General features: G+C 59.0%; 9 protein-coding genes. 1 reads left to right on the forward strand and 8 read right to left on the reverse strand.

Going from position 1 to position 12,747, the window contains the following annotated elements; genetic code table 11:
• Window positions 1-58 precede the first annotated feature (58 nt).
• Entirely contained in the window at window positions 59-1,786 is a 1,728-nt protein-coding gene (locus DSL70_RS02465) for a C1 family peptidase (protein ID WP_205563128.1), read from the reverse strand.
• A gap of 385 nt (window positions 1,787-2,171) precedes the next feature.
• On the reverse strand, window positions 2,172-4,805 hold the full coding sequence (locus tag DSL70_RS02470; protein ID WP_119306279.1) for a cation:proton antiporter: 2,634 nt from the start codon (window positions 4,803-4,805) through the stop codon (window positions 2,172-2,174).
• Window positions 4,806-5,536: 731 nt separating this feature from the next.
• Here DSL70_RS02470 and DSL70_RS02475 point away from each other — a divergent pair.
• Window positions 5,537-6,373, forward strand: a complete 837-nt coding sequence (locus DSL70_RS02475) for a universal stress protein (protein ID WP_162916290.1) — start codon at window positions 5,537-5,539, stop codon at window positions 6,371-6,373.
• 281 nt (window positions 6,374-6,654) lie between these two features.
• Here the strand turns inward: DSL70_RS02475 and DSL70_RS02480 are convergent, their stop codons facing one another.
• The 6 genes from DSL70_RS02480 to DSL70_RS02505 form a co-directional block, all read right to left on the reverse strand.
• On the reverse strand, window positions 6,655-7,290 hold the full coding sequence (locus DSL70_RS02480; protein ID WP_119306281.1) for a cysteine hydrolase family protein: 636 nt from the start codon (window positions 7,288-7,290) through the stop codon (window positions 6,655-6,657).
• Window positions 7,287-8,039 (reverse strand): N-formylglutamate amidohydrolase, encoded by a 753-nt coding sequence (locus tag DSL70_RS02485; protein WP_119306282.1) that lies wholly within the window; start codon window positions 8,037-8,039, stop codon window positions 7,287-7,289. The genes DSL70_RS02480 and DSL70_RS02485 overlap by 4 nt, the downstream gene beginning before the upstream one ends.
• Before the next feature lie 15 nt (window positions 8,040-8,054).
• The gene (locus DSL70_RS02490) at window positions 8,055-8,948 is read right to left on the reverse strand and encodes a branched-chain amino acid ABC transporter permease (protein WP_119306283.1); all 894 of its coding nucleotides are present in this window, start codon (window positions 8,946-8,948) and stop codon (window positions 8,055-8,057) included.
• A 2-nt stretch (window positions 8,949-8,950) separates the two neighbouring features.
• Window positions 8,951-9,664: an ABC transporter ATP-binding protein gene (locus DSL70_RS02495; protein WP_119306284.1), complete on the reverse strand. Its 714-nt coding sequence runs from the start codon at window positions 9,662-9,664 to the stop codon at window positions 8,951-8,953.
• 19 nt (window positions 9,665-9,683) lie between these two features.
• A complete protein-coding gene (locus DSL70_RS02500; RefSeq protein WP_119306285.1) occupies window positions 9,684-10,841 on the reverse strand; it encodes an ABC transporter substrate-binding protein in 1,158 nt (385 codons plus the stop codon).
• 70 nt (window positions 10,842-10,911) lie between these two features.
• Window positions 10,912-12,714, reverse strand: a complete 1,803-nt coding sequence (locus tag DSL70_RS02505) for a branched-chain amino acid ABC transporter ATP-binding protein/permease (protein WP_119306286.1) — start codon at window positions 12,712-12,714, stop codon at window positions 10,912-10,914.
• Between the last annotated feature and the right edge of the window lie 33 nt (window positions 12,715-12,747).

Consider the following 12,747-nt stretch of genomic DNA (forward strand, 5'->3'; position numbering starts at 1 on the left):
CTTTCCTGTTGAGCTGACGTCGTGTTGTTGAAAGAGGCAAAAAGAAAGCCGCACCAAATTATGGCGCGACCTGTATCTGGATCGTGCTTTCGGAGCTGTTGCCGTCGGCGTCAACTGCAACGATCGTCACCGGATGCGGTTTGCCGTCCTGTGGCAACTCGATCTCGGCCTCGAATGGTCCGCGCGAGGAGAATTTGCTTGTCGCCGCGCCACTGATGCTGACCCGCTGGATGAGGCTTTCATCCTGTGCAATGCCGCGCAGGCGGAAGACCGGGGTTGCAACGCGGCGGATGGCGTTGGGGTCGACAATTTGCTCCAGCTCATCGCCTGCTGGTTCGGAGACGACCAGCTTTGGTGCCGTCCTGTCACGGTCGTTGCCAGACGGCGCGACATGATCAATGGCCACCACCACCGGCACGACCATGCGTCCGTCGCTTGCAGCCTCGAAGGCAATCCCGTTGCCCACGGCCTTGACCTGATCGGGATCGACCATCCGATTGCCGAGGGCGCGGGCGAGCTTGGCATGAACGTCACCCGAGGCCTTGTTGACATCGGCGACGATGTCTGCAATGGGCAGCGCCTCGCGGGAGAACAACACGACATAGAAATCGGTTCCGGTGTCGTCATTCATTCGCGTGAAGAAGTCTTCCGACGGTCCGGGCATCAGCATGGCGCCACCGCCGTCGATATGCGGGCTGACGGTGCTGCGGCGCGGGAATAGTTCAACAAACCGTCCCGACAGATCGCCGCCGAGCGCATAGACGAAGCCGCCGTCATCTGCCGAGATCTCGACCCGGAAGCGGGTGCCGGACGGATAGGGGTCGGCAAGGCGATAACCCTTGCCGCCAGACAGGGCGCGCCCGCTCATCGGCTTGCCCGAAATGTGGATGAAGCCGACCTTGCCGCCCATGTCGACCACTGCCGGTGGCTTGGGCGGATCGGGCGGGATCATCTCGTAGCCCTGCTGCACAAAGGTATTGAAGTCGCCGTAGGTCACCCACATGAAGCCATCGTTGCCCCAGTCCTGACCCCAGCTGTTGATCAATTCGAACGCGCCGCCATATTTGGTGTCATCATAGCCGATTACGGCCATGGCATGGCCGCCGAGATCGCCTTGCGCCAGCATGGATGCATCGGACGGCCCCGGCTTGTAGCGCCCGGAGGAGCGCATGAAGGCTTTGGAAACCATCATGCCGATGACAACGGAGTGGCCGTTGGCCAGGGCGCGGCGCACAGCAATGTGCTTGGCTGTGGAGTCGGCGTTGAACAGGCGCTGATAGCCCTTGATCCTGTATTGGCTGGCCATGCTTGTCTGGCGAGCCTGCGGGGTGGCGCTGCATGACTGATCGGTATAGGGAAAATCGGAGAGCGGCAGCACGCCAACAGACGACATCAGGTCCAGTGCTCGCGACGGCAGAGAGCCATCACTGCAGGAGCCAACCTTGATCTGGTTGTAGATGAACGCCGGGGAAAAAACCGATCGGTTGATTTCAGACCGGTTCTCGACGCCGAGACGGTGGGCTTCCGCCAGCGTGCGTGCGGCATAGGCTGTTGCCCAGCCGACGCAACTGCCTTGGTTGCCTTGGTTGCCGGGTGTTGGTGCAAAGCGTTTCAGCGAAACCGCGGGAGGGAGAGAGCCATATCCGCCGCGTGCCAAAGGCGGTGTTTTGGGCAAGGTCTGGTAGAGTGCGTTATCAAGCATCGCGCCGGTGCTGTACGGTCCCTGCGCATGGGCAGCAGGAGACAGGGACAGGCCGAGGAGAAAGCAAAATCCAATATAGCGCACGATTTTCTTACCTCGCTCAAATTGGTCAAGTAATCTGGTCGTCTAGAAAAATTCAGGCAGTCAGTATCGAGACTTAATAATTTCAAGTGCAAAGAATTGTGCAGTTTAGACTTAAACTAGGAAAAATACGGATGTCAACATAAGTTGTAACAGTTCTAGTCTTATGGCTGATGTGGCTGGCCGCTGGAGATTGGGCTGGAACTTGTTCAGCCGCTCACTCTACCCGATGGTTGATGCCAAGCCTTTATCTGTCCTCGCATCCCGGTCGGGGGCGTGGGGTGCATGAAATCTCGTTGAGGGCAGCTTGAAGAAAGTTCAGCGTTGAATACACATGCTCCCCCAACGCCCCCTCAATGCCCATGCCAGCCTTGGCAAGGGATATAGATCAGGCTTCTGGCTCTGGCTTCGGGGCAGGCTCCGGCGGCGGCAGGGATCTGGTTTCCCTGTTGGGTGCTTGGGCCGGTTTGTTTGCGCTGTCTGCCATGAGGGCCTGAACCTTTTTCGCAAGTTCATGCTCATCCAGCTCAAGATCCTCCATCTTCAGCTTGATGCCGGTTTTCTCGGTGCATTGCAGAACAGCGCGTTTGATCGACTCCTCGGATTTCATCAGCCGCAGCAGTTTGCGTGTGCTGAGAGAGAAGAGTGTGCAATAGCCGACGGCGGACACCCTGACGGGTTGTTTTTGCTGCGCAAGGGCGGCCACCTGACCAAACATCTCGCCACTGCTCAGCCGGACCTTGCGATCATCGAAACTGACAATGACCGCACCAGAGGCGATGAACCAGACGTCCTTGCCGGAAAGCTCTCGCCGGACCAGCCGTTGTCCCGGTACGGCGTAGATCAGCCTCAGCCCACGAGCCAGCGCCTTGCGTTGCCTTTCGCCCAGTTCGGCAAAGGCAGGGAAATGGTCGATGATGCTGGCACGCTGCTGTTTCAGATCGAGCGTTGGGCGTTCATTGAGGCGCTGCCGACGGTCCTCGATCTGGGCGTTGAGCTCGGTTTGCAGCTCAACCCCGATCAGACCGTCGTCGGAAAAAGCATCATATTCGCGCTTTTCCAGCTGTAGTGTCGTCCGGCGGATGAGGCGCCTTTCAAGGCCTTCGGCATAGCCGGGGAACTGCAGGCGCAGGATTTCCAGTTCCTGCCGCGTTTCCTCCACCCGGCGGCTCAGCAACTCGTGCAACAGCTCGGCAACCCGGCGGCCATGGATGCGGCGGATGCGGTCATCGATGAATTCATCAAGCCGTGGCAGAACCAGCTCCAGGGACACGAGGACTTCAAAGCGGGTTTCGATCAACCGGGCCAGAGGTCGCCGGATGCCGAGATAGTTGTGTAGCAGCATTGCGGTGCGGAATTTCGGGCCGACGCGATAGGCTCGGCGGGCGGACTCACGGTAGCCGGTGCGTCCGCCGCTGTGGGTCCCCTCGATGATATAATCCGCTTCCAGCAGCAGGCGCTCGGCCAGATCGGATGAAATCACCTGTTCCCGGTAGGCTTCGAGGATGGTGTCGCGTTCGTGAGCCGCGAGGGCAACCAGCCCGAGGGTGATTCTGTCGCGGTCGCTGATCTGATCAAGGCTGTCCGCCGAGTCCACCGCCAGATCCAGCCGTTCACCAAATTTCTTGGCCTCGTCGCGGACGATCTCACGCGTCAGTTCCAGGCTGCGCGTTGTGTCGGCGACCCGCTCGCGCACCGTCTGCAGCGCCACCGCGATGACCTGATTGCTAAGGGCAATATCAAGGGAGTTGAGCTTGTCCAGCCCCAGTTTCGAGATCGCCCAGCGCAGGGTCGTACCCTGCACGATCAGGGTGAACAGGGTGAAGCCCGTGGCCAGAATGCCGACCTGATGCTTGACCTCGTTGGGAATATAGCGGTTTTCGGTTACGGCCAGCGCCAGCGCCAGGGTAACCGCGCCGCGCAATCCGCCCCAGAGGATGGCAAAGCAATAGCGCGGCTCGATCCTCGGCGAGAGGCGCGCCAGCGCCAGCAATGGCAATAGCCCGAACAGGATGATCGCGCGGGCGACAAGGGCGGCGATGACGACAACGCCAATCAGCACGATATCAAAGGGAATGAAGTTGGACAGCAGCCGCGGAATGAAAATGGCCGCCAGAATAAAGATCAGTGATCCGGCCCAGTGGGACAGCAGCTCCCAGATATCCCGTAATTGCGCATTGAACGAGGGGGTAAAGCGCGATGTCATGTGCAGGTTGATCGTCAGGCCAGCTGCAACAACGCCGATGACGCCCGAGGCGGACAATTGCTCGGCGAACAGATATGTCAGGGAAGGCACCGCCAGGGAAACCGAGATCTGTCCCTTCGGATAGGTGGGCATTCTGGCGATGATCTCGACAGCCAGCCGGCCGATGATTACGCCCGCAACGGCTCCGCCTGCGATGATCCATGGAAAGCCCAAGAGAGCCTGCCGGATGTCTGGGTTTTCTTCGTTGAGCGTGACAAAGGCCAGAAACAGCGAGAAGAAGGCGATGGCGGCGGCATCGTTGAGCAGGCTTTCGCCTTCCACGATCCGGGCCAGCCGTTGCGGCGAGGAGGTGCCCTTGAAAATCGAGACAACCGCCGACGGGTCGGTGGTCGAGACGATGGCCCCGATCAGCAGGCAGGCCGCAAGGGAAATGTTGGTGACGAAGAAATTGAGGGAAATGCCGACCGCCAGCATCGCCACAACGACCGCGATGATCGCAAGGATCAGGATCGGGACCCAGTCGTCCAGCATCCGCCGGATATCGATGTTGAGCGCCACCTGAAACACCAGCAGCGGCAGCAGCACCGTCAGGAAGACGCTTGAGCGGACGGGCAGATTGAGAATGGCAAGCGCAAGGGGATTGAGCGCATCCGTCAGATCCGTCTGCCACAGGAACGCAGCACCGATCCCGATTGCAATGCCCATCGCAGCAAGGATGACCGAATAGGGCAGCCGCAAGCGGTTGGCTAGCGGTTCACTCACGCCGATCACAAAGAAGATTCCGACAGAAATGGCAATCAGAATGGAATAATCCATATTGGGGTCTCGCGAACAGAATTCTTGATCTTACTTTGGACTTGAAATCAGTATTACCCAAGGTTCAGCGTGTGTCAGCCTCATCTTTCTGAAGTTTTTGATGATAGATGGATTTCCGGCGTGTCGGGTACTGATGTGGGCCATTCAAATATAATTGATCAGGAGTGTGGAAAAAATTTGTCCAGACAGTGTTTCTGTCGCCTGATTTTCTGAAAATCTGTGATGTTCGAATATAGGCTAATAAAAATTTCCCCTGCTCCAATGGTTGTCTGGTTTCTTTTTGGGACTTCATGAGGAAGTTCTTAAAAAATCATTACCTTGTTGATCACGAGTTATGAGGTTCCAGTTTTCATTGGAGATTTCTTGTTATGCACTGCCAATTTGAATTAAAATGACAGGATCTTGACGATTGATGTTTGGAATCTGTTCTTCCAGTGGTCGATATGTGCGGATTTTCTTGCGAGATAGACTGCTGAAATCGTCTCGTGTCTGTCTGCAATGTTTCTGTTGATGGGTCTGCTCGCTCTTCGAGGGAGACTGTGTGCCTCTCACATGAGGTCTGAGGCAACAGGTCTTCGGGGTCTTCAGATTGCAATGTCGGGAATATTCGCGCTTTGTGACCCATAAACCGAGCCAACCCACTGCTTTATATGCACTAATTTAGTCTCATACCGGCGCGGGCGGATTGTTGGTAGAATGGGGGTGTGATGAGTTCCTTCAGGGAGGTTATTATGGCTATCAGAACGATATTGAGTCTTTGCACGGCCAACACTCCGGATTCCGAGATCAAGATGGTTGCGGGCTTGTGTGAAGAAACCGGCGCCCATCTATCCCTCATCGTCATTGGCGTCTCTTCCTACCCACCGATCGGTGAATATGCCGATACGACGTTTCTCGTATGGGCAAAGGAGAGGGACAGTGAAGTTGAGGCTCTTGCCAGGCGGGTTGCCAGCGCCAAGGACATTCTGAGTGCTGAAGGTGTGTCTTTCAACGTGGAGAGCAAGTATCTGCTTGAAGCAAACATTGACGACGAGGTCGCCTTGCGGGCCTTCTTCTGCGATCTGGTCGTGCTGTCCAATTCGATCATGATCAACCGGGTTGCCTTGCAGCCGGTGATTGAAGGGGCGGTATTCCGTTCGACACGGCCTGTCCTGATCGTGCCGAAGGATGGCCATCCGACCCTCAAGCCCGACAGCATCATGATTGCCTGGAATACGGGCGAAGAGGCTGCGCGGGCGATCTATAGCGCAATCGGCCTCATGAAAAATGCCGCCAGCGTGACTGTCCTGATGGTCGATCCGGTTGCCAGCGCCGATGAAAGCGGCGAGGAGCCCGGGGCCGATCTGGCTGCCTATCTCGTCCGCCACGATGTTTCTGTCAGCGTGGATGTGATCCACAGCGAAGGGCGGGATCAGGGAGAGCTGATCAAGCAGCATGCTGCCGCCGTGAAGGCGCAAATGATCGTCATGGGGGCCTATGGCCATTCGCGTCTCAGAGAGCGGATCTTTGGCGGTGTCACGGAAGCCATCATGAAGGACCCGATACTCCCTGTCCTGATGGCCCATTAGGACCAACCGGCGGGGTTGGCTGGAACGGGCGCGCCATTTTGCCACTTGTTCCGGCCTCGATCCCGCCCTCTCTTCCATGACGGGAAATCGGGGTGAAAGGGAGAGGGCCTTTGCAGGTCCGCTCCGCCCGATGACAGGTTGCTTTATGAGCTAGATGTGAGGCACGCGGCGCAGCGTGGAACATTCCGCGCGGGGTCCTGTGCGCCTCTCAATTTTTCGTCCGGTTGCATCCTTGGCTCGCTGTCGGGCAATCCCTTGCAATTTGCCGCGCCTGTTCAGGTTTAGCCGAGTTCGGCGAGCAACTGGGCGGTCGTGACCTGTCGGCAATAGCCCTTGATGGCTTTCAGCGAATTCTCCTGACGCTCCGGCGTGATCGTCAGGCAGGCATCGGTGACTTCGGTGACCAGATAGCCCAGATCACAGGCGTCGCGCACGGCGCTCTCAACACACTGGTCCGTCAGCATGCCGCAGATTACCAGCTGTTTGACGCCCAGATTGCGCAGGATATAGTCGATGTGGGTGGAGATGAACACCGATGAGGAGCTCTTGGGCAGCACGATCTCGTCGCCAACGGGCGCGATTTCGTCGATGACCTTGCCGTCCCATGAGCCTTTGGGCACGTTGAAGCCGGTGATCTTGTAGTCAAGCGACCGGTCACGGCCATCGAGGGTCAGGCTTTCGATGGTGGTATACATCACCTCAATGCCCTTTTCCCGGCATTTGGCCTGTAGCGCCTGCATGTTGGGAACCGTTTCAGCTTCCAGCTTTTCAAAGAACCAGCCGCATTGCGCTTCCAGTTCCTGTTCGGACAAATGGGAAAACTCGCCGCCCTTGCGGTTGCAGCTGAAATTCTGCACGTCGACAAACAGCAGGGCAGAAACAGACGGATCAAGGGGTACATCGCGGGTCAGTGTCATGCTGAAACCTCATCAACAAGATGGTCAAAGGATGCTGCAAGGATGTCGGCCCATTTTTCCTGACCGTCCTTGTCGGTAATATGATCATTCCGCACCTCTATGAGAGAATGCGGCAAATGTCTTGCTTCGCCATGGCGCGGCACGAACCAGTCGGACTGGCCACTGACCTGATAGGGCTCGTTCATGCCGATGGTCATCCAAGGATAGGCCTTCGCCAGAAAGGCGGCAAGCGCTTGCGAGGTGGCGGTGTCCTTGCGGAAGAGGAAGCCGATGTCCCATGGTCGGGCAAAGCCGCGCATAACAGGCGTGAAGCTGTGAATGGACAGGGCGATCCTGTAGCGGTCACTGTCGAGCAGGCGTGAGACTTCTGCCTGATAGGGCTCGAAGATCTCGCGAACGCGGGCCTCGCGGTTGTCCGGATTGATGTTGGCGGGGATGCTAATGCCATCGCTGGTTTCCGGGATGGAATCGGGGGCTTCCGGTGGCCGGTTGCAGTCGATGACCAGGCGGCTGTAGTGCTGGAAGATCGCGGTGGCATTCAGGTGTTCAGAGAGGAGGCGCGTCAGGGCGGCAGCCCCGATGTCCCAGCCGATGTGCATGTCGAGCTGGTCGCGGCTGATGCCCAGATTGCCGAGGGCGGACGGGATGCCCTGACCGGCATGCTCGCAGGCAAGCAGGATCGGGCTGGTGCCTTCAGGATTGAGAATAACGGAAGGCGAGGGGTCGCCAGCTTGCAACAAACGCGTCATTGAAAGAAACCTTGATTAGACTTTTTCGGCTTTCAGGCTGGCTGCCGGAATGAGACCATTGGGACGGAACAGCATGACGAAGACCACGATGGCCAGACCGATGGGCTCTCTGAATTCCTGCATGGAGGCGGGCAGGAAGGCCGCCAGATAGATCTCGATGAAACCGAGGACAAAACCACCGGCCACAGCACCGCGCAGGGAGCCCAGACCGCCGAGAATGGCGGCGATGAAGGCCTTGAGCACCGGCGAGAAGCCCATCAGCGGATCGACAGATGCGCGCTGGGACACCCATAGTACGGCCGCAACCCCAGCCAGCAGCCCGGACAGGGCAAAGGCGGCGGAAATCACCGTGTTGGCGCGGATGCCCATCAGGCGGGCGACGGCAAAGTCGGACGCTGCGGCGCGCATGGCAATGCCGTGCTTCTGCTTGCGCATGAACCAGTCGAGGAATGCCAGCATCACGATGGTGGCGATGATGGCGGCAATCTTGTTAATGCCGATGACCAGACCGAAAATGCTGACGCTGTCAGACAGCAACTGCGGCAGCAGAACCGGCTGGGACCGCGCTGCAATGAGGTTCTGGAACAGTACCTGCAACACCATGGAGACGGCAAAGGAGGTGACCAGCATGGTGGCGCCAGAGGCGTTGCGCACCGGTCGGAAGGCGATGATCTCCATCAGCACGGCAGCCAGCATGGCGGCGCCGACGGCAAGGGCTGCGGCGATGGCAAAGGGCACACCTGCCAGACCGCAATACATCAGCACATAGCCTGCAATCGTCATCAGCTCCCCATGGGCGAAGTTGATCAGGCCCATGATGGAGAACACGACGGCCAGTCCCAGAGCGAGAAGCGCATATGTGCCACCAAGCGCGATGGCATTGACGGTTTGTTGCAGCAGAATTTCCATAGTCACGCTCCAAGGAATGTGTCTTCAAAGCCGCCCTCGGCCATGAGGTCGGTGGCGGTTCCCTCTCCGACCACTTTGCCGCCGGACAGGATGTATCCACGGTCAGCGATCTCCAGACTCTTGGCGACATTCTGCTCGACGAGCGCGATGGTCACCTTCTGGTCTCTGAGGATGGTAATCAGGTCGAACACCTGCTCGACGATCAACGGGGCAAGGCCGAGGGAGGGCTCGTCAAGCAGCAGCAGGCGCGGTCCGCTCATCAGGGCGCGGCCAACCGCCAGCATCTGCTGCTGGCCACCCGAGAGGGTGCCGGCCAGCTGGTCCTTGCGTTCATGCAGGATCGGGAAAAGGGAATAGACCCGTTCCCAGGCAGTGTCGATTTTCGCCTTGTCGCGGACACTGTAGGCGCCCATCAGCAGATTCTCGGCCACGGAGAGGGCCGGGAAAACGCGGCGGCCTTCCGGCGACAGGGCGAGCCCCAGCGGTGTCAGGGTTTCTGGTGCCATGGCGGTGATGTCCCGCCCGGCAAACTCGATCGTGCCGGAATGGACATCTGCCAACCCGGCAATGGCATTCAGCGTCGAGGACTTGCCCGCGCCGTTGGCTCCGAGGAAGGCGACGATCTCGCCTTCCCGGATTTCGAAGTCGATCCCCCGAACCGCCTGTACAGCGCCATACCGCACTTGCAGCGAGGATACTTTCAATAGCGGTTCCATTGGATCAATGCTCCCTTGATTACTGCATGCGCGGGGCAGGAACGAGGTCGGCGGTCGGGCTTGGCTGGCCGATCAGTTCGCGGTCACCACCCTTGACGCGGACGAGAGAAACCTGACGGACCGGCATGCCGTTGGTGCCCTTGTAGGTGATCTTGGACGTTGCGCCCTGCACATCTTCCAGATCGGCGATGGCATCACGCACGGCCTTCGGGTCGGTCGAACCGGCCTTCTTCACGGCGGCCTCGATCACCTTGATGAGGTCATAGCCGACAGCGTTGAAGACTGTTTCGGACGCCTTGCCGGTGACTTCCTTGTATTTGGCGTTGAAGGCTTCCATCGGGCTGCCCGGGGTGGCAAAGCCAGCGGTGGTGAAGACGGTGCCTTCGACAACATCGCCCAGCGAGAAGGTGGTCGGGCTGTCGATGCCGTCAGAACCGATCATCTGGCTCTTGACGCCAGCGGCGCGCAGGGCCTTGAGCAGGGACGGGAAGTCTGGCTCGAAAGCGGCGGTCATGATGACTTCCGGCTGAGGGTCAAGCGCGGCGATGCGGGTGGCGATGGCAGAAAAATCCTGCTGGCCGATGGAGTAGGTGTCTTCGCCGAGGATCTTTCCGCCCAGCTTGTCGAACACTTCCTTGAAGTAGAGCGGCAGGGTGGTGTATTGCGCATCCGGGCTGTAGATGATGTAGGCCGACTTGAAACCTTCCTTGAAGGCCCATTCAGCGGACACGGTGGCCTGAACGTTGTCGCCGGGGAAGTTGGCAAACATGTAGTCACCGCCGACCAGCGGCAGGGTCGGAGAGGAGGCGCAGGTGGAGATCGCCGGAATTTCTGCCGATGCGACGATGGAAATGGCGGCCAGCGCCGGATCGGCGTCACATGGCAGCACCAGCACGGAAACCTTCTGATCTACCAGTTCCTGGGTTGCGATGGAGGTCTGGGCGGCGTCCGAGCGGACGTCCTTGTCGATGAGCTCGATCTTGAATTTTCCGTCAATGCCGCCTGCGGCGTTGATTTCGTCAACCGCGATGTGAACGCCTTCGATGACCGGGGCGTCATAGGGAGCCAGACCACCGGTCTGGGCGGTTGCGAGGCCGATTTTCAGCTCTTCTGCCAGCACTGGCTGGCTGAGAGCGGAAAGGGCAATGAGGCTTGAGAAGAGAAGTGCCTTTTTCATGATTGTCCTCTGGTATTGGTGGGGTGATGATTGTTTGTTCGTTTGCTTTTTTAAAAGGTCTTGACACGTCCTAGTCGGTTCGCTGGGCGTCTTCGTGATCCGAGCTGGCGCCGAGATAGGCTTCAACGACAGCGGGGTTCTTGCGGATTTCTGCGGGGGTTCCCTGTGCGATGAGGGTGCCTTCGTTGAGCACCGCAATGCGGTCGCACAGCTGATTGATGAGCTTGAGGTCGTGGTCGACCAGCAGGATGCCGATGCCCAGATCTCGGGTCAGGCCGCGCAGCATTTCCATCAGGGCATCGGTTTCTTCGCGGTTCATGCCAGCCGCCGGTTCATCAAGGAACAACAGGCTTGGCTGGCAGGCAAGGGCGCGGGCGATCTCGACGCGGCGTTGGTCGCCATAGGACAGGGTTCCGGCGTCCATTTCGGCAAATTTGCTCATGCCCATGCGCTCAAGGGCGGTCTGGGCACGACCTTCGGCGTCCTCGCCATCGCGGGTGGAGAGAGCTGCCACGAGCACGTTCTGGAACACCGTGAGGTGGTTGAACAGGCGGATGTTCTGGAAGGTGCGGGCGATGCCGTGTTCGGCGACCTTGTGCGAGGACACGCCGTCGAGCAGGGTGTCGGCAATGCGGAAGCTGCCTTCGCTCGGCTTCAGCACGCCCGAGAGCATGTTGAGCAGGGTGGTCTTGCCCGAGCCATTCGGCCCGATCAGGCCGACAATCTCGCCCGGCATCAGCTTGAAATCGACATTGTTGACGGCGACGAGACCACCAAATCGCATGGTCATGCCCTTGGCCAAAAGGATGCCGTCCGGCTCTGCGGCCTGAAGCGATGTGGTCGCTGCGGCCTTGCGGTGCGGCTTGATGAAGCGCTCTTCCCATTCCTTGAGGCCGGTCAGGCCATCGGCCTTGCGGAACATGGCAAACAGAATGAGCAGGGCGATGCCGATCTGGGTGGTGCCGAACACCTGCGGCACCTCGACAAAGCCGAGAGAAAAGCCGCTTTCCAGATGTCTGAGGATCTCGGTGACGATGGTGATGACCACGGCGCCGGAAATGGCCCCGGTGACGGTGGTCATGCCGCCGACGATGAGCATGGCCAGCAGCTGGAAGGTGTCGACGAAGTAGAAATTCTTCGGGCTGAAAGCGCCGAGAAAATGGGCCATCAGGGCGCCGGAAAGCCCCATCAGAACGGCACTGATGACCCATGAGACAAGACGCTCGCGCTTGATGTTGACACCAACGGCGGCTGCCGCGATGGCGTTTTCGCGGCTGGCACGCAGCTTGAGGCCTGAGACGGAATCCCGATAGAGCCGGGCGACGATGAGTGCAATGACGCAACCGGCCATGGCCACCCACAGGGTGGTTTCGCGCGGCACGCCAAAGAAGGAGCCTGACCCGCGGGTCACGTCACGCCAGCCGATCAGCACCCCGTGAACGATGATCAGCAGCCCGAGAGTGGCGATGGTTGCCGCTTCACCCTGCAGCTTGCCGACGACGATGCCGGTGACGATGGCCACCAGTGCCACGACGACCAGTGCGACCAGAATGGCAGGCAGAAGCCCCGTCTCGGTGGAGGCCAGCCAGTGGGGCAGCTTGGGCAGGGTTGCGGCCTTCATCATCGCCGGAACGGTCAGTAGCGAGGCGGCGTAGGCGCCGATGGCCATGAAGGAAAGATGGCCAAAGGACATGATGCCGGAGTTGCCGCAATAGACGCCCTGAGCGACCACTGCAATGAGCGAAACAAAGAAAACAACGAGAATGCGCTGGCTTGCAGGTCCCATGTACCAGGCAATGGCCGAGGCAACAAGAGCGAGGGCGAGGATGGCAAAAACTGAATAAAACAGCTGACGACCTGAGGTGACAAGCATCGATTTTCTCCAACTAATTGCTAGTGACCATAA

Origin of the sequence: Cohaesibacter haloalkalitolerans, assembly GCF_003574655.1 — a bacterium.
Taxonomy (GTDB): Bacteria; Pseudomonadota; Alphaproteobacteria; order Rhizobiales; family Cohaesibacteraceae; genus Cohaesibacter; species Cohaesibacter haloalkalitolerans.

Bases quoted from the DNA above. Each gene is read 5' to 3' on its own strand.
- DSL70_RS02485 (WP_119306282.1), bottom strand. From the start codon at position 8,039: ATGACGCGTTTGTTGCAAGCTGGCGACCCCTCGCCTTCCGTTATTCTC.
- DSL70_RS02505 (WP_119306286.1), bottom strand. From the start codon at position 12,714: ATGCTTGTCACCTCAGGTCGTCAGCTGTTTTATTCAGTTTTTGCCATC.
- DSL70_RS02490 (WP_119306283.1), bottom strand. From the start codon at position 8,948: ATGGAAATTCTGCTGCAACAAACCGTCAATGCCATCGCGCTTGGTGGC.
- DSL70_RS02500 (WP_119306285.1), bottom strand. From the start codon at position 10,841: ATGAAAAAGGCACTTCTCTTCTCAAGCCTCATTGCCCTTTCCGCTCTC.
- DSL70_RS02480 (WP_119306281.1), bottom strand. From the start codon at position 7,290: ATGACACTGACCCGCGATGTACCCCTTGATCCGTCTGTTTCTGCCCTG.
- DSL70_RS02495 (WP_119306284.1), bottom strand. From the start codon at position 9,664: ATGGAACCGCTATTGAAAGTATCCTCGCTGCAAGTGCGGTATGGCGCT.
- DSL70_RS02475 (WP_162916290.1), top strand. From the start codon at position 5,537: ATGGCTATCAGAACGATATTGAGTCTTTGCACGGCCAACACTCCGGAT.
- DSL70_RS02470 (WP_119306279.1), bottom strand. From the start codon at position 4,805: ATGGATTATTCCATTCTGATTGCCATTTCTGTCGGAATCTTCTTTGTG.